Genomic DNA, 16382 nt, shown 5'->3' with positions numbered 1-16382 from the left:
CAGGCGCGACCGGGATCTGGACAAGCGCGATGCTCGTCTGACGAGATGACGATTGATCGAGCCACTATAGCGTGTTCTACGTCAGCCGGCGCGGCAATCGGTAAGCAAACCGGTCGAACGCAATTATCGTTGCGCGCTCTGCGCGGACGGGTGCCCCGATGTCCGGTAGGTCTCGTCACCGCCGCCGTGCTGAGCGCTTCGCCGCGGCTCGGGCGGTCGCCACGTAACGCCCTGTTCGGCGAGCAGATTGTTTCCCCACTCGGCCAGCGGGGTCAGCAGCGCAACAAGCTCGAATCCTCTCTCCGTCAGTGCGTAGATCGATCGTTCGGATGAAATCTTGCGCTGCCGGACCGCGCCGTCGGCGATCAGGTCCCGCAGCAGGCTGGACAAGACTTGCTGGCGAACGCCCACGATCGAGTTGCGCAATTCGCCGAAGCTGAGTTCGTCTAGTGAAAGGAGATGAAGCACCCGAACCTTCCACTTTCCCGAGACGATCTTGAGGACCGTCTCGACGGGGCAGGGATCCTGGGCGGGGCGCTTGCGATGGTAGGCCATGGTTTCCTCGGTCAGAAATTAATGTGTCTGGCTGGTCCATGATTGATGTGGGACCGTGAAACGACGCGAGCGATGTAACCAGCTCGCCGACAGGAATATCTCGCAGGGTCCTTTATGGGGTGACTCGATGAGCGGTCGAATTCTCAGTCTGCTTCTTTGGGCCGGCGTAGCCTATTTCTGCTGCATGGCGGTGGCGCACTTCTTCGGGATCAAGGTGCCCATCCTCTTTGTCTACTACGATACACCCTACTACGCCTATCAGGACAAGATCATCTCGTTCGCAGTGGTGGCCTATATCTGCCTGTTTGTCTCCGCCGCGCATTCGGGTGAGGTCGTCTTCGCCTTGGTCGCGATCTGGGTCACGGTTCTCGGTCTTTGCGCCGTCAATCTTTCCGATGCGCTGCACGTCGTTCTCGACGGCAGGTCCACACTACCTTACTGGCTGCAGACCGCCGCAATCGCGGCTTACGCTCTGTGCCTCACTATTTTCTCGCGGCAGCCGCGAGCCTTGTCGGCGCACTGAGGGCCAAGCACGATGATGCGGCCGGAATTGATCTTCCATAATGGAAACGTGTTCACGGCGGATGCCGCTGCGAGCCGCGCCGAGGCGATTGCGGTGGCCGGCGGCACCATCGTTGCCGTCGGTCACGATCTCGACATCAAAAGTCTGGCCGGTCCCGGAACCAGGATGGTGGACCTTGGCGGCAGCATGCTGTTGCCCGGTATCGTCGACGTGCACAACCACCATCTCCGTGGCGGGCAAGCCGACCTCTATGAATTGAAACTCTTGCCGACGATGTCGTTCGATGCGGTGCTTGAAGCCGTGCGCGCGCGATGCGCGACGACGAAACCGGGCGAGTGGGTCTTTGGCGGCATCTGGGGAAGTCAACTGGTCGAGGTGATCGGCCGTGCAAGTTCGCTGGCGGCACTCGATGCGGTTTCCGAGGCGCATCCGGTGATGCTGCGCGACGACAGCCAGCACAACCGGTGGGTCAATTCTCGTGCGTTGGAGCTGATCGGGATCGACGCCGGCACGCCCGATCCGCAAGACGGTCAAATCCTGCGCGATGCGGAGACCGGGGCTGCGACCGGGCTGCTGCTGGAGCGAGCCTCGGGGCTTGCCGAGCAGGCGGTCGAGCGAAGCATCCCGGATCTTGCGGAGCGCAACAAGGCTTCGTGCCGCCGCGCGGTTGAGATTCTCAATGGCTTCGGCGTCACCGCATTTCAGGATGCGACCACGACGCTCCCGTTCCTGGAAGCGTTGGCCGCGCTCGATCGTGCGAATGAGCTCAATGGCTGGTGCGTCGCCTCGCTGCCCGCGCAGCGGACGCTGTCGGGTGCCGATCTCGTCGGCGACGCGCTGATCGTGCGCCGCGAGGCCTATCGCACCCGCCACGTCCGCCCCGATTTCATCAAGCTGTTCATGGACGGAGTGCCGACGACGCGTACCGCCGCCATGCTCACGCCATACCGCGCCACGCGCTTGCAAGGCTGCTGCTTTTGCGGCGATTCCTTGATCTCGATTCCCGATCTGGTGCGGTGGATCGCAAAGGCCGAGAAACATCGGATGCGGGTCAAGGTGCATTGCACCGGCGATGCCGCGGTTCGCGATACGCTCGATGCCATCGACGCCGTGCGTAGCTTCAACGGACCCGGAAACGGCGCTGGTGCTACGCACCAGATCGCGCATGCGGGCTTCGTTGCCCCCGCCGATATCCCGCGCTTCCGCGCGCTCGATGTTGCGGCCGACCTGTCGCCGATCATCTGGTATCCCGGCCCGATCCAGGAAGCCATCCGCGCGGCGATGCCCGAGGATCGCGCCGATTGCTATTGGCCGCTTCGCGATCTCCACGCCGCCGGCGCGTTGATGGCGGCCGGATCGGACTGGCCGGTTGTGGCCAATCCGGACCCTTGGCTCGGGATCGAAGGGATGATCACGCGCCGCAATCCGCGGGGCGGATATGATGGCGCGCTTTGGCCGGAGCAGGCCCTCGATCTCGAGACGGTGCTGCGTATCTACACCGTCAACGCGGCGCAGGCGATGGGCTTGTCCGATCTCACCGGATCGATCGAAGCCGGAAAGTCGGCAGATTTCATCCTGGTCGATCGCGACCTGTTCGCGACCGCGCCGGAGCTTCTATCGCAGACCAGGGTGCTTTCGACATGGTTCGAGGGCCGTCAGGTTCACGAGGCCGGATGAAAACTCGCGCGCGGCTGGCTCGAAAGTGCCTCTTGCAAGATGACATGCCCTTCCCGACTTTCGGGATTACCGCTTGAGAAATTCCAGCCGCCGTTCGAATTTGGCGAGAAGGCACTGTCCCCGAGCGGCGCCGCCATTCTGATGCCGGATACCTCCGTCCCGTTTGGCGGAGGTGTCTCGTCGCGCAAACCTCGTCATAGTCCGCAGCACAAAAAAACGTGCGAGGAAACATGACTGAGAGCATCGTTGATGCCGTTGCGCCGTCGGTCACGGCGACTGGCGCGGCGTCGCCGCGAAAAGTGTTTTGGGCGACCTGGTTCGGCTGGATGCTGGATGGCTTCGATTCCTCGATGTACGGCTACATCCTGGTCAGCGCGCTGAGCGAACTGTTGCCCGCCAGCGGCATCGAGCCGAGCAAGGCCAATATCGGCATCTATGGCGGCCTGCTGTTCTCGATCTTCATGCTGGGCTGGGCCTGCTCGATGGTCTGGGGCTGGGCCGCGGACCGTTACGGGCGCGTCAGGATCATGTGCTGGACGGTGCTGGTCTACTCGCTGTTCACGGCGCTGTGCGGGCTTGCGACCGGTATCGTGATGTTCGCATTGTTTCGCTTCGTTGCCGGCTTCGGCATCGGCGGCGAATGGGCCGCGGGCACGCCGCTGCTGCAGGAATCCGTGCCGGAGAATACGCGGGTGCGACTCGCTGGCTGGCTGCATACGGCCACGCCGACCGGGTTATTCCTCGCCGCCGCCGTGACGCTCGTGATCGGCAGCACGCTCGGCTGGCGCGGCATGTTCCTGCTCGGCATCCTGCCGGCGCTGCTGATTGCGTATCTGCGCAGCAACATTCCTGAACCCGAGGGCAGCGCGTCGCGCGAGCGGCCGTCGGTCGCGGCGTTGTTCACCGGGGATCAGGCGCGCACCACCTGGGCGGCGGCGCTGATGATGGCCTGCATCATCTTCGGCCTGTGGTCGTCGAACTTCTGGGCGCCCACCGTGATTTCGACCAAGCTGGTCGCGGCGGGGGCGACGCCGGCGCATGCGCAGGAGATGGGCGCGGTGGCCGGGCTGATCACCAATGTCGGCACGTTGATCGGTTGCTTCCTCGTGCCATCGCTCACCACCTGGCTCGGCAGCCGGCGGCGCACCGCGGTGCTGTTCTTCATCGGCGGACTGATTTCCGTTGTGGTCTGCTATGAAGTCGCGATCGAATGGCTCGACAGCCTGGTGCTGTTCATGGCTCTGCTGCCGGTGCTCGGCTTCTTGACCAATGGCGTGTTTGGCTTGTTCACGATCTGGCTGCCGGAGATGTTTCCATCCGCGCTGCGCGGCTCGGGCTCCGGCTTCGCCTTCAGCATGGGCCGCGTGCTCGGCGCTGCCGGCCCGACGCTGATCGGCGCGCTCGCCGCGCGCACCGGAAGTTTCCCGCTGGCAATCTCGATGTTGTCGCTGATCTATCTGATCGGCCTGCCGCTGATCGCCCTGGCGCCGGAGACGGCCGGCAAGCCGCTCGCGAAATAGCAAACGCAGGCGGCTTGCGAGAGCCGGTCAGACCGCAACCTTGATCCTGCGGTTCTGGCGGCCCTTGTTGTCGATCTTGACGATCCGTGCGGGTCGCGCGCGCCCCGTCGACGTCAGATGGGTGCCGCCGCAGGCTTGCCGGTCGAGACCGAGGATCTCGACGATCCGGACAAGGCCATCCTCCCCGACCGGCGGAGCGACGGCCTTGCTGCGAAACAATCCGGGTGTGGCTTCTGCTTCGGTATGCGCCATGAAGGCGGCGCTCACCGGAAGGTCCTGTCGGATGATGTCGTTGAGCGGCGCCTCAAGCGCCCGCAGGGCCTCATTGTCGGCGCCGGGCAGATCGAAATCGACCCGGAAGGTGCCGTCGGCATTGAGTTGTGCCCCGGTCAGGAGCACGCCGCCGAACCGGGTATAGACCAGCGCGTTGACGACGTGGGCGAGCGTGTGCAGCTCGCACATCGACGCGCGAAATGCCGGCTCGACTTCGAGCGTCACGTTGCCGGAGGGCAAAGCTTCGCCGGCAAACAGATGCCACAGGCCGCGTTCGTCGCGCTCAAGTCCGGTGATGGGCAGCACGCCGCCGGACCATCTCAGGACACCCTGGTCCGGAAGCTGCCCGCCTCCTCCGGGAAAGAACGGCGAGCGCTCGACGAGGACGGCGCCGGGCCTGGCGTCGCGCACCTCGGCTTCGAGCTGCAGGATTTCGGGATGATCGTGATAGAAGGCACGCGACATCGATGACGCGCCTATTCCGCCGGCTTCGCGGCCGCCGGCGCTTGCGCAGCCACAGGCGGCTTCGGCGCCTTGTCGACCTTCTTCGACCAGGAGCGATAATAGGCGAGCACGGTCATCAGCACGATGCCGAACGCGCTGACAACGATCTGCATCCAGAGGCTGCCGGAGACCTCGACCAGCACCACATGCGCGACCACGGCAAGGAAGACGCCCGAGCAGAACACCTCGAGCGACTGCTGGCCGCATTTGATGATCGGCTGGAATATCGGCCATTCATATCCGGCCCACTCGCGCGGCAGGAAGCGCGTGACGAAGAAGGCCAGCACCACAAAGTGCAGCACGCGATAGGGCGCGAGGTTGGTCTTGTCGTTCGGGTTGAAGGCGTCATAGAGCCAGGGCGGCATCGCCTGGCCCAGTTCCGGAAAGCGGCCCGCCAGCGTCATGACCAGCGCGAACAAAAGGTAGGCGCCGCCGAGCCAGAGAAAGGCGCGCGAGCGGATGAACGTGATCGATTCGCTGGCGCCGCCGAGCGCGAACCAGCCGCCGAACACGAACAGGAATTGCCAGCAGAACGGGTTGAAGTACCATGAGCCACCCGGATAGGCCGGCAGATTCCAGTCGAAATGCCGTGCGGCGAGATAGAGCAGGAACGAGGCCAGCAGCGTCAGATTGAGCTTGCGCAGCATCGCCCACAGCACCAGCGGATAGACCAGCATCAGCGCGATGTAGAGCGGCAGCACGTCCATGTTGACCGGCTTGAACGCCAGGATCAGGCCCTGATAGAGCGTCTCCGCCGGGTTCTGCATGAAGCCTGCGACGTTGAATTCATTCTGCAGATTGGGGTCGTGATAGCGCTGGGAGAGATAGCCGATCTCGGCGATGTAGATCACGAACAGCAGCACATGCGCGACATAGATCTGCCAGGCCCGCTTGATCAGCCGGGTGGCGCCGATCACGGTGCCGCGCTCCAGCATCATCCGCGCGTAGACAAAGGACGCGGTATAGCCGGAGATGAAGACGAACAGATCGGCCGCATCGCTGAAGCCGAAATTCTTCTGCGTGATCCAGTTCACCGCGTTGTTCGGGATGTGATCGAGATAGATCGCCCAGTTGGCGAAGCCGCGCAGCAGGTCGAGGCGATAGTCGCGGCCACGCGGCGGCAGAACAGCCTTGACGTCCATCGGTTCGCTCCCATCCCCAGTGCCCGCGCGTCCATCTGCGGGTCGCCCATGGCATCATACTAGAACAGGATTTCGACGGTTGTGTATTGGCTTTCTGGGAAAGGATCGTCTCAACGGCAGGCCAAACAGCGCTGATTTTGGATCAAATCATTCGCGCCGCCGAAGCCGGGCGCAGCTAACGCTGAACGAACCCGTTGTGCAGTGTGGTGAACAGCGTCTTGCCCTTCTTCACCAGATCGTATTTGCGGCCATAGAGCAGCCAGACCGCGGTCAAGTGGCACATGCCGCCCATCATGAGCGACATCGCGGTGTAGGGATCGAGATTGCGGCGATAGGTGCCGGCGCGGATCGCCTGCTTGATCAGCTGCACGTAACGGAGCGCGTATTTGTCGACCGCCTTCTTGACCCGCGGCTCGGCGGCAAGGACGCTCGGCCATATCTCCAGGAAGAACACGCGACCCCAGCTCGGATTGTCCTTGATGTACTGGAAGTTGGTCAGGAAGATGATGCGAAGCTGCTCGACGGGGTCGCCCCCCTTCACCAGCAGCGGCTCGGTCTGCTGATACAGCGCCTCGAAATTGCCCTCGGGCACATCCAGCACCAGCGCGCGCTTATCCTCGAAATAATCGTAGATGCTGGAGAGCGGTACTTTCGCCACCGCAGCGACCTCGGTGAGCGACGTGCCGTCGATGCCCCTCTGACCGAACAGCTTGGTCGCCGCCGAGAGGATCTGCTCGCGCCGATCGCGGCTGCGTTGTTGCTTGAGCTTGAGCGTCGTCCCCGAAGCCACTTCCTTCTCCCATCCCGCAAAAACACTAAGACAGCGGAAGTGGATCACCAAGAACTATTGCAACATAAAGTGGAAGAGGCCGTTGTCAGATTGACGTGTTCCGCCGTTGATGGTTGCGGAACGCGTTGCGGGCGATGATCTGCCGCATGATCTCGGATGTGCCATCCAGAATGCGGACCACCCGCGTTTCGCGCCAGATGCGTTCGATCGGCAGGTCCCTGGAATAACCGGCACCACCGAACAGCTGCATGGTCATGTCGGCCACCCGCTGCACCATGTCAGCGCCGGTATATTTGGACAGTGCCGCCGCAGCGGTGCGGGCGGCGTCGTCGCCCTGGTCGTAACGCCAGGCCGCCTCATACGCGACCAGGCGTGCGGCATGCAGCGCGCTCGCCATGTCGGCGATCTGCCACTCGATGCCCTGATGGTCGCGCAGCTTGCGTCCGAACGTCTCGCGCTCCGAGACATGATCGAGCGCGTAGTCCATGAGCTGGCTCGCCGCGCCGACGCAATAGGCGCCCCAATGCGTGCGCCCGGCATCCAGGCACCGCATCGCGATGGCAAATCCTTCGCCCTCCTGGCCGAGCAGGTTCTCGCGGGGAATGCGGCAGTCTTCGAAGATCACCTCGGCATGATCAGAGCCGCGACCGGCGGCCATCTCGACCAGGCGGCCGATGGCGAGGCCCGGCGTCTTCGCGTCCACGACAAACGCCGCGATGCCCTTCGCGCCTGCGGACGGGTCGAGCGTGGCGAACACCGTGAAGACGCCGGCGACCGGCGCATTGGTGATGTAGGTCTTGCTGCCGTCGAGCACGTAATGATCGCCGTCCGGCCGCGCCCTGGTCTGGATGCGGGCGGCATCCGATCCGGCGTTCGGCTCGGTCAGCGCGAAGGCGCCGATCATCCGGCCGCTGGCGAGCTCGGGCAGATACCGGTCGCGAACCGCGGGCTGCGCGAAGAACTCGATCGCCTTCGATCCGATGTGAACGTTCACCCCGCTCAGATAGTAGAACGCCGTGTGCGCCTTCGCGAGTTCCTCGATCGCGAGGCAGCTGCCGAGCATTGAGAGGCCGAGACCGCCGAATTGCTTGGGCGTGTTGGTGCCGAACAATCCCATCCTGCGCAGGCCGGCCATCGCGCTTTCCGGCACCTCGCCCGTTGCCTCGATCGCGGCATCGTGGGGCTTGAGCTCGCTGCGCACGAATTCGCGGATCCGGCCTTGCAGAGTGCGGAGATCGTCGGGAAGCTCGAAATGCATGGCGGGCCCCATATTTCGAATAATCTTCGAAAAATGTGCGACGCCATTCCTGCGGTGTCAACATTTTGCAGGCTCGCCGGCGAGCAAGGCGGTGTGAGCAGGGTACCGGGTGAGAGCGGCCGGGAAGGTCGGAATTCTGTCCCCGATGGTTTCCGCCGCAAGTTTGTCCATTTCTTGCGCGATAAAACCACGAGTTGTAAGCAGGAAATCTGTCGCTGGGGGAAGAAATGACGCTGCACTTGTTCCGATCGGCTCGTTCTGCACGCACCATCGTCGGCCTTGCCGCAGCCCTCGTCATCGGGCTTGCGTCGCCGGCCATCGCTCAGCAGTCCCCCGCCGGGACCGCGCTGGCCCGTGTGCTCGTGCTAGGCACCGGCGGCACCATCGCGGGCCAGGCCAATGCACGCGCCGGCAATGCCTATGATTCGGGCAAGGTCAGTGCAGCGAACCTGATCGCGGCCATTCCGGGGATCGACAAGCTCGCCCAGATCTCGGCTGAGCAGATCTCGTCGATCGGCTCGCAGGACATGAACGACAAGGTCTGGTTCGATCTCGTCAAGCGCATCCGTACCGCGATCGACAACAAGGAAGTCGACGGCGTCGTCATCACGCACGGCACCGACACGATGGAGGAGACGGCGTTCTTCCTGCAAAGCGTGCTGGACACCGACATGCCGGTCGTGCTGGTCGGATCGATGCGGCCCTCGACCGCGATCGGTGCCGATGGCCCGGCCAATCTCTACGAGGCGATGCGGGTCGCATCGGCGCCGGAATCCCGTGGCCGCGGCGTGCTGGTGGTGCTTGACGACACCATCCATGCCGCGCGCTGGGTGCAGAAGACCAATACCACCAGCGTGGAGACGTTCCGCTCGCCCGATGCCGGTCCGGTCGGTTATGTCGACACCGGCTCGCTCCGCTACCTGCAGCCGGCCGCACCAGCCAAACGTGCCGGGCTGAAGCTGCCGGATGCGCCGCCCTTGCCGCGGGTCGACATCGTCTATTCGCACGCCAACATGGACGCCGCGGAGGTCGAGGATGCGGTCAAGCGCGGCGCCAAGGGCATCGTACTGGCCGGCGTCGGTGACGGCAATTCATCGAAGGGCGCGATCGACGCGCTGGCGGCTGCGGCGAAGCAGGGTGTCATCGTGGTGCGTTCCACTCGGGTCGGCTCGGGCTATGTCAACCGCAACGTCGAGGTCGAGGACGACAAGCTCGGCTTTGCAGTCTCGCTCGATCTCAATCCGCAGAAGGCACGCTTGCTGCTTCAGCTCCTGATCGCCAACGGCGTCACCGAGTCCTCGGCGGTTCAACAGGCGTTCGCGCGGTAGATCGTAGGTTTTGTCGTGCCGCCCGCGGGCCTCGCAGCGGCTGGTTCCTGGTGCGCTTGCGCTGCTCGCCGCGCCGCGAGCAGCAATGCGCGGGCTTCGGCGATGCGCGACATCACGGTGGTGACGGGAACGCCGGTGACCTCGGCGATCTCCTTGTAGGTGAGATCGAGATATTCGCGCAGTGCGATGACCTCGCCGAGCGGTGCGGGCAGCTCGTCGACGAGTTGTCGGATGGTCGGGGAGCTGCGCCGCTCAAGCGTCCCGCTCGCGCCGGCATCTGGGGCCGAGCCGCGGCGAGGCGGCTTCTCCTGGCAGACGGTTTTGAGGGTCGCGAGCAGCCACGGCCTGATGGCGGTGCCACGAAAGCCGTCGAACTGGCGCTGTGCGCGCAGATAGCAGTCCTGCACGGCCTGTTCGGCGTCCGCCTCGGTTCGCGTCAGCACCTGGGCGAATGCATAGGCATCGTCGAGCCATGGCAGGGCGGCGTCACGAAACTGCTGCGCCGTTTTATTCCCGGCCTTCGCACTACGCATCATAGGGTTGCATCTCGTGAATAGCTTTACCGTCAATCGGCGGAGTGGTATCAGGCTCCCCGCCGGAGTCGTGGACCGTCGCGCCAAGCGTAGGGACAGGAACGACATGCGCACGCCGGGAAGAACGCGATCGTTCGTCGCCTCGTTTCGATCGATCGCGCTTTCGGAGCACGGATCATGTCCGAGACACAGGTGCCCAACCGGTTCTCGATTTTCCATCACGGGCTGGCGAAAGGGCCGGCCTATGAGGCTTGGCGCGAGGGCATTTGCCGCGGCTTCTGCCGGCTCGACGTCGGACCGACCGACGACGTCAGCATCGATTGTCACAACGAGTTCACGCTGCTGCATACGGTCGCGATCGCGACGCCACGCGGCGGCTCGGCCCGCTTCGCCCGCACCCGCGCGCTTCTGAGCGACGGCTGCGACGATTTGGTGCTGATATCAGCGACACGCGGTACGGTGCAGGTCACACAAGGCAGCGCGGCGATTGAGCTCAAGCGCGGCCAGATGTGTCTCACCGAAATGAATATCGTCGGCACTGCCGATCTCACCCAGTCCGGCAGCTTCACGACGACGCGGTTTCCGCGGCGTCTTTTGCTCCAGGTCACGCCCATGGTGGAGACGCAGCTGGCGCGGGCGCTCGGCCGCGATCTGGCCTTGAGTTCGATGATCGAGCGCTATTCGGCGCTCTGTACCGAGCTTGCCGGCGATCTGGATGTGCCGGGCCAGCAGGCGGCGGCGCATCATCTGGCCGATCTGGTCGGCCTCGTGCTCGGCAGCAGTGCCGAGCAGAAGGAGCTCGCTGCACGCGACGGCGTGGCGAAGGCGCGGCTCGATCTGATGAAGGCCGATGTCCTGAAGAATCTCGACAATGGCAGGCTCACGATCGAGGCCATAGCAAGGGCGAACGCACTGAGCACACGCCAGGCGCAACGCCTGTTCGCCTCCGAAGGGACCACGTTCTCGGAATATGTTCTGGAGCAGCGCCTGCTGCTGGCGCGCCGGCTGCTGCTGCACGCGCAGGGCGCCGGCCGCAAGGTCAGCGACATCGCCTATACGGTCGGCTTCAACGACCTGTCCTATTTCCATCGCGCGTTCCGCCGCAAGTTCGGCGCCGCGCCAGCGGAGATGCAGATGGAACTGGGGCGCCGGCATTGAACGCGTTGCGCCGCTGACGTAGATCAGGGACCAGCTTCACCCCAACGCGTGTGCTCTCAATGCCCCTCTGGACCTGCGAACAATGCGGCGCGCAATTTCCGGAAACCGCGGCGCCGCCGCCGGGCTGCCCGATCTGCGAGGACGAGCGGCAATATGTGAACTGGAAGGGGCAGGCGTGGCTGACGCGCGAGGAGCTGGCGCAGCGGCATCGGCTGGTCTGGCGCGACGATCTCGGCCTGGTTGGATTGGCGCTCGAGCCGTCATTCGCGATCGGGCAGCGCGCGCTCCTGGTGCCGGATCGGGGCGGCTGCGTGATGTGGGACTGCGTGCCGCTGGCCACGCCCGAGGCGATAGCACATGTCAAATCGCTCGGCGGGCTGAAGGCGATCGCGATCTCGCATCCGCATTACTATGGCGCCGTCGCCGACTGGAGCGCGGCGTTCGACGATGCGCCGGTCTATCTGCACGGCGACGATGCACAATGGGTGACGCGGCCTCATGCCGCGATCGTGCCGTGGCAAGGTGACAGCCATCGCATCTCCGACGATATTCTGCTGGTGCGGGCCGGCGGGCATTTTGCCGGCGCCACCATGCTGCATTGGCGCAAGGGGGCGGACGGGCGCGGTGCGCTCCTGACCGGCGATATCGCGATGGTCGCGATGGACCGCCGCTCGGTCAGCTTCATGTATTCCTACCCGAACTACATCCCGCTCAACGCAACAGCAGTCCGCCGCATCGCGCGCACGGTCGGGCCGCTGGCGTATGATCGGATCTACGGCGCCTGGTGGGGCAAGAACATCCCAACTGACGCCAGGGCGGCGTTCGACCGTTCGGTCGCGCGCTATATCGCCGCGATCTCGGACTGACGGTTCCCCCCGCTCATCTTGCCACGCGGCGCGATCGCGCTATATCAGGGCTTTCCCGCCCCTTACCGTTTGTCCGAGTTTCTGCATGACCACAACTGCCGCCGCCGAATCCCAGCCATTCCAGGCCGAGGTTGCCGAATTGCTGCACCTGATGGTGCATTCGGTCTATTCCGAGACCGATATCTTCCTGCGCGAATTGATCTCGAACGCGTCGGATGCCTGCGACAAGTTGCGCTATGAGGCGATCGCCAATCCCGGCCTGATCACCGACGGCACGCCGCCGGAGATCAGGATCGCCCCGAACAAGGCAGCCAACACGCTGTCCGTGGTCGATACCGGCATCGGCATGGAGCGGGCCGAGCTGATCGACAATCTCGGCACCATCGCGCGCTCCGGCACCAAATCGTTCCTGTCGAAGCTGACCGAGGCCAAGGACGGCGCCAATCTGATCGGCCAGTTCGGCGTCGGCTTCTATGCCGCCTTCATGGTCGCCGAGAAGATCGTCGTCACCAGCCGCCGCGCCGGCTCCGACGAGGTCTGGGTGTGGTCGTCGGAAGGCGGCAGCGGCTTCGAGATCGCGCCGGCAAGCGAGGAGGCCGCCCAGCGCGTCGCGCGCGGCACCGAGATCGTGCTGCATCTGAAAAAGGAGGCCTCCAAATATCTCGAGGCTTACGAGATCGAGCGCATCGTCCGCGAATATTCCGACAACATCCAGTTTCCGATCCTGCTGGTGCCGGAGGAGGGCGAGCCGCGCCAGATCAATTCGGCGAGCGCGCTGTGGCAGCGCTCCAAATCCGAACTGACGCCGGAAGACTATGCGCAGGCCTACAAGCAGATCGCGGGTGCGTTCGACGAGCCGGCGATGACGCTGCATTACCGCGCCGAGGGTCGGCAGTCCTACGCCGTGCTGTTGTTCGCGCCGTCCGAGAAGCCGTTCGACCTGTTCCAGGTCGAGCGCAAGGGCAGGGTGAAGCTCTATGTCCGCCGCGTCTTCATTGCTGACGACGCCGAGCTGCTGCCCGCGTACCTCCGCTTCATCCGCGGCGTGATCGACAGCGAGGACCTGCCGCTCAACATCTCGCGCGAGATGTTGCAGAACAATCCGCAACTCGCACAGATCCGCAAGGCGGTTACCAGCCGCGTCATCGGCGAGCTGGAAACGCTCGGCGAGAAGGAGCCGGAGACCTTCACAAAGATCTGGGACGCGTTCGGCCCGGTCATCAAGGAAGGCCTGTGGGAAGATTTCGAGCGCCGCGAGAAGCTGTTGGCGCTGGCGCGTTTCACCACGACGTCGGGCGAGAAGCGCTCGCTGAAGCAGGTTGTCGACGACTTCAAGCCGAACCAGACCGAGATCTATTATCTGGTCGGCGACAGCGTCGAGCGGCTGAAGTCGAACCCGAAGCTGGAATCGGCGCGCGCCCGCGGCATCGAGGTGCTGCTGCTCACCGATCCCGTCGATGCCTTCTGGACTTCGGCGCCACTCGAGTTCGGCGGCAAGCCGCTGAAGTCACTGAGCCAGGGCGACGTCGATTTCGGCCTGATCCCGCTCGTCGACGACAAGCAGGACAAGAAGGACGAGCCTGCTGCCGATGCCGCGACCACGATCGCCGTGATCAAGGATGCGCTCGGCGAGCGCGTCTCGGATGTCCGCGCCTCGCAGCGGCTGACCGCGAGCGCGTCGTGCCTGGTCGCCGGCGGCGACGCGCGCGACCGCGCGCTGGAGCGGCTGCTCGCTCAGCAGAACCGCGGCGAGATCACCAAGCCGATCCTCGAGATCAATTTGCGTCATCCGCTGGTCGCAGCGCTTGCGACCGACACCGCGCAGGCGAAGGATCTGTCGCTGTTGCTGTTCGAGCAGGCGCAGATCCTCGACGGCGAGATGCCCGACGATCCCGCCGCGTTTGCCAGCCGGATGAACCAGCTCGTGCTGCGCGGCCTCGCAAGATAGCCGTGATGGCCGGCGTCAGCGCCGGCCATGCCGCCTGGCTTCGAACGCTGCTCAGCCGATCGTGGCGGCGTCGGGTTTTGGATTGCCGAGCTCATCGGTCGGCACCAGCTGCTGATTGAAGGCCGCGAAATATGCGGCCCATTCCGGCTCGCCGAGATCGACCATCACGGCGCCGTCCTGCCAGATATCGTTGTGGTCGTTGGAATCGTCACCCGGGCGATGGATGAAGCCCTTGGTCGAGCCCTGGTTGAGATGGACGTCGTGCAGGCCGTTGCCCTGCTCGTAGAAGCGGCCGAAGATGTAGACATCACGACCCTGCTGATGCGCGCGCGACAACAGCCGGGCCAGTGACGCCGCCGGCTCGACATCCTCGGAGCCGTCCATCACGTCGCTGTCACGCCACTTGCCGGTGTTGGCGAGCAGGTCGCTGCGCATGAAGTCCAGCGAGGGCAGCGCCTTCTGTCCGGTCAGCTCGCGCGAGCCGTTGTCGGCCGCCGCCAGAGTCTGGATCACCGGATGGCGGAAATCGAACACCAGCTTGTATTTCAGCAGGTCGTCCGCGTCGTTGGTGCCGACATTGATCGCGACGTCCCATTGGCCGCCGTCGACATCGAGATTGCAGTGCAGGTGGTACTGCGTCTCGTGCCCGTGGTGGGACGCCTTCATTTTGGGTTCGGAGGTGATCTTGGTCTTCACGAATCCGTAGACGAGGGTCACGGCGCGGTCCTTTCGGTTCGGGCGGGTGTCTCGTCCAAACTACAACCCTGGATGAGACAGGCGCGTGAAGCAGGACACAATCGCCGGCTTGTTTGGCATCACCGCCGAACGGCAGGCGCTGGTTGCGTTCGGCGCACGTGACGGCTTGACAAGCACCATGGCTCTTGATGTTATGTTATAACATTACATAAAACCGAATGCCGCATGCCCCGCCGCCCATCCCTCAAGCAACTGTTTGATCTCGATGCAAAAACTCCCCGTCACCATCTTGTCCGGCTTCCTCGGGGCTGGAAAGACCACTTTGCTGAACCACGTCCTGAACAACCGCCACGGCCTGAAGGTTGCGGTGATTGTGAACGACATGAGCGAGGTGAACATCGACGCCGACCTCGTCCGCGATGGCGGTGCGAACCTGTCCCGGACTGACGAGAAGCTGGTCGAGATGAGCAATGGCTGCATCTGCTGCACCCTGCGCGACGATCTGCTGAAAGAGGTGCGCGCGCTCGCCGAGAGTGGCCGCTTCGATTATCTGCTGATCGAATCGACCGGCATCTCCGAACCGCTGCCGGTCGCCGCGACCTTCGAGTTTCGCGACGAGGACGGCAACAGCCTCTCCGATGTTGCGCGCCTCGACACCATGGTCACGGTGGTCGACGCCGCCAATCTGCTGAAGGACTATGCCTCGACCGATTTCCTCAGCCAGCGCGGCGAGGCGCTCGACGGCGACAAGCGCACGCTGGTCGATCTGCTGGTCGAGCAGATCGAATTCGCTGACGTCGTCGTGCTCAACAAGGTCGATGCCGCGACGCCGGCACAGCGCGAAGCTGCCCGCACCATCGTGCGTGCGCTTAATCCCGACGCTGACCTCGTCGAGGCGAACTTTGCAAATGTGCCGTTCGACCGCGTGCTCGATACCGGCCGCTTCGACCATGAACGCGCGCAGCAGCATCCGCTCTGGCACAAGGAACTCTACGGTTTCGCCGAGCACGTGCCGGAGACTGAGGAATACGGCATCACAAGCTTTGTCTATCGCGCGCGGCGGCCGTTCGATCCGGTGCGGTTTCACGGCTTCCTGCGCGAGAGCTGGCAAGGTGTGATCCGCGCCAAGGGCCATTTCTGGATCGCGACGCGGCCGGACTGGTGCGGCGAGATGAGCCAGGCCGGCGCGATCGTGCGGACCGAAGGCCTCGGCTCGTGGTGGGCCGCGATCCCGCGCGAGCGCTGGCCGGATCATCCGGACTGGCGGCTCATGATGCAGCGGAGCTGGAACGATCTCTACGGCGATCGCCGGCAGGAGCTGGTCTTCATCGGCTCCGGCGTGAACGAGGACGACATCCGCTGCCGTCTCGATGCCTGCCTCGTCGCGGGCAAGCCGGGCATGGACCCGCAGGCCTGGGCAAAACTTCGCGATCCGTTTCCGCCGTGGAGGAGAACGGACGAGGCGGCGTAATCACTGGCGGAATGCTGTAGCCCGGATTTCGCTGCGCTCCATCCAGGATACGCTGCCCCGTCATCCTTGTAAGTCTCGAATCGCCGGATCGGATAGAGTGTCCGGTGCGGTAGCGGACGGGAGACCGCTTCATCCAAGGG

General features: G+C 64.2%; 15 protein-coding genes. 8 read left to right on the top strand and 7 right to left on the bottom strand.

Translation table 11 applies throughout. The features are described 5' to 3' along the window. Positions 1–123: 123 nt before the first annotated feature. Entirely contained in the window at positions 124–555 is a 432-nt protein-coding gene (locus BraRD5C2_RS27415; RefSeq protein WP_223974040.1) for a winged helix-turn-helix transcriptional regulator, read from the bottom strand. Positions 556–682: 127 nt separating this feature from the next. Here BraRD5C2_RS27415 and BraRD5C2_RS27410 point away from each other — a divergent pair, with 127 nt between their 5' ends. The 3 genes from BraRD5C2_RS27410 to BraRD5C2_RS27400 all read left to right on the top strand — a co-directional run bounded on the left by BraRD5C2_RS27410 (position 683) and on the right by BraRD5C2_RS27400 (position 4275). Next, entirely contained in the window at positions 683–1078 is a 396-nt protein-coding gene (locus tag BraRD5C2_RS27410; RefSeq protein WP_223974038.1) for a hypothetical protein, read from the top strand. Between the two features lie 12 nt (positions 1079–1090). Then, entirely contained in the window at positions 1091–2755 is a 1665-nt protein-coding gene (locus BraRD5C2_RS27405; protein WP_223974036.1) for an amidohydrolase, read from the top strand. Positions 2756–2985: 230 nt separating this feature from the next. Then, entirely contained in the window at positions 2986–4275 is a 1290-nt protein-coding gene (locus tag BraRD5C2_RS27400) for an MFS transporter (protein WP_223974032.1), read from the top strand. A gap of 27 nt (positions 4276–4302) precedes the next feature. Here BraRD5C2_RS27400 and BraRD5C2_RS27395 read toward each other — a convergent pair whose 3' ends face one another. From BraRD5C2_RS27395 to BraRD5C2_RS27380, 4 genes are all read right to left on the bottom strand, one after another. Beyond that, a complete protein-coding gene (locus tag BraRD5C2_RS27395; RefSeq protein ID WP_223974031.1) occupies positions 4303–5013 on the bottom strand; it encodes an alanyl-tRNA editing protein in 711 nt (236 codons plus the stop codon). Positions 5014–5024: 11 nt separating this feature from the next. After that, complete coding sequence (locus BraRD5C2_RS27390; protein WP_223974030.1) at positions 5025–6194, bottom strand: OpgC domain-containing protein; 1170 nt, start codon at positions 6192–6194, stop codon at positions 5025–5027. Positions 6195–6369: 175 nt separating this feature from the next. Further along, positions 6370–6984: a TetR/AcrR family transcriptional regulator gene (locus BraRD5C2_RS27385; protein ID WP_223974029.1), complete on the bottom strand. Its 615-nt coding sequence runs from the start codon at positions 6982–6984 to the stop codon at positions 6370–6372. 85 nt (positions 6985–7069) lie between these two features. Then, positions 7070–8242: an acyl-CoA dehydrogenase family protein gene (locus BraRD5C2_RS27380; RefSeq protein ID WP_223974028.1), complete on the bottom strand. Its 1173-nt coding sequence runs from the start codon at positions 8240–8242 to the stop codon at positions 7070–7072. Between the two features lie 227 nt (positions 8243–8469). On the opposite strand from BraRD5C2_RS27380, the gene BraRD5C2_RS27375 reads away from it, so the two are divergent. Continuing rightward, positions 8470–9570: an asparaginase gene (locus BraRD5C2_RS27375; RefSeq protein ID WP_223974027.1), complete on the top strand. Its 1101-nt coding sequence runs from the start codon at positions 8470–8472 to the stop codon at positions 9568–9570. On the opposite strand, the gene BraRD5C2_RS27370 is transcribed toward BraRD5C2_RS27375, so the two are convergent. Further along, positions 9549–10106, bottom strand: a complete 558-nt coding sequence (locus BraRD5C2_RS27370) for a sigma factor-like helix-turn-helix DNA-binding protein (protein ID WP_223974026.1) — start codon at positions 10104–10106, stop codon at positions 9549–9551. The genes BraRD5C2_RS27375 and BraRD5C2_RS27370 overlap by 22 nt on opposite strands. Positions 10107–10280: 174 nt before the next feature. Between BraRD5C2_RS27370 and BraRD5C2_RS27365 the strand changes: the two genes are divergently transcribed. The 3 genes from BraRD5C2_RS27365 to htpG all read left to right on the top strand — a co-directional run bounded on the left by BraRD5C2_RS27365 (position 10281) and on the right by htpG (position 14075). Beyond that, positions 10281–11261 (top strand): helix-turn-helix domain-containing protein, encoded by a 981-nt coding sequence (locus BraRD5C2_RS27365; RefSeq protein WP_223974024.1) that lies wholly within the window; start codon positions 10281–10283, stop codon positions 11259–11261. A gap of 59 nt (positions 11262–11320) precedes the next feature. Further along, positions 11321–12127, top strand: coding sequence for an MBL fold metallo-hydrolase (locus tag BraRD5C2_RS27360; protein ID WP_223974022.1), 807 nt, complete (start codon positions 11321–11323; stop codon positions 12125–12127). Positions 12128–12212: 85 nt separating this feature from the next. Further along, positions 12213–14075: a molecular chaperone HtpG gene (gene htpG / locus BraRD5C2_RS27355; RefSeq protein WP_223974020.1), complete on the top strand. Its 1863-nt coding sequence runs from the start codon at positions 12213–12215 to the stop codon at positions 14073–14075. 51 nt (positions 14076–14126) lie between these two features. On the opposite strand, the gene BraRD5C2_RS27350 is transcribed toward htpG, so the two are convergent. After that, the gene (locus BraRD5C2_RS27350; protein ID WP_223974013.1) at positions 14127–14792 is read right to left on the bottom strand and encodes a DUF2278 family protein; all 666 of its coding nucleotides are present in this window, start codon (positions 14790–14792) and stop codon (positions 14127–14129) included. 244 nt (positions 14793–15036) lie between these two features. Here BraRD5C2_RS27350 and zigA point away from each other — a divergent pair, with 244 nt between their 5' ends. Next, positions 15037–16242 (top strand): zinc metallochaperone GTPase ZigA, encoded by a 1206-nt coding sequence (zigA, locus tag BraRD5C2_RS27345; protein ID WP_223974011.1) that lies wholly within the window; start codon positions 15037–15039, stop codon positions 16240–16242. The last annotated feature ends 140 nt before the right edge of the window (positions 16243–16382 follow it).

The organism is Bradyrhizobium sp. RD5-C2 (assembly GCF_019972155.1).
Classification (GTDB): domain Bacteria; phylum Pseudomonadota; class Alphaproteobacteria; order Rhizobiales; family Xanthobacteraceae; genus Bradyrhizobium.
This window is presented reverse-complemented; position numbering and strand designations above follow the sequence as displayed.

Coding starts and splice junctions, on each gene's coding strand:
- BraRD5C2_RS27415 (WP_223974040.1), bottom strand. CDS start 555: ATGGCCTACCATCGCAAGCGCCCCGCCCAGGATCCCTGCCCCGTCGAG.
- BraRD5C2_RS27410 (WP_223974038.1), top strand. CDS start 683: ATGAGCGGTCGAATTCTCAGTCTGCTTCTTTGGGCCGGCGTAGCCTAT.
- BraRD5C2_RS27405 (WP_223974036.1), top strand. CDS start 1,091: ATGATGCGGCCGGAATTGATCTTCCATAATGGAAACGTGTTCACGGCG.
- BraRD5C2_RS27400 (WP_223974032.1), top strand. CDS start 2,986: ATGACTGAGAGCATCGTTGATGCCGTTGCGCCGTCGGTCACGGCGACT.
- BraRD5C2_RS27395 (WP_223974031.1), bottom strand. CDS start 5,013: ATGTCGCGTGCCTTCTATCACGATCATCCCGAAATCCTGCAGCTCGAA.
- BraRD5C2_RS27390 (WP_223974030.1), bottom strand. CDS start 6,194: ATGGACGTCAAGGCTGTTCTGCCGCCGCGTGGCCGCGACTATCGCCTC.
- BraRD5C2_RS27380 (WP_223974028.1), bottom strand. CDS start 8,242: ATGCATTTCGAGCTTCCCGACGATCTCCGCACTCTGCAAGGCCGGATC.
- BraRD5C2_RS27375 (WP_223974027.1), top strand. CDS start 8,470: ATGACGCTGCACTTGTTCCGATCGGCTCGTTCTGCACGCACCATCGTC.
- BraRD5C2_RS27370 (WP_223974026.1), bottom strand. CDS start 10,106: ATGATGCGTAGTGCGAAGGCCGGGAATAAAACGGCGCAGCAGTTTCGT.
- BraRD5C2_RS27365 (WP_223974024.1), top strand. CDS start 10,281: ATGTCCGAGACACAGGTGCCCAACCGGTTCTCGATTTTCCATCACGGG.
- BraRD5C2_RS27360 (WP_223974022.1), top strand. CDS start 11,321: ATGCCCCTCTGGACCTGCGAACAATGCGGCGCGCAATTTCCGGAAACC.
- htpG (WP_223974020.1), top strand. CDS start 12,213: ATGACCACAACTGCCGCCGCCGAATCCCAGCCATTCCAGGCCGAGGTT.
- zigA (WP_223974011.1), top strand. CDS start 15,037: ATGCAAAAACTCCCCGTCACCATCTTGTCCGGCTTCCTCGGGGCTGGA.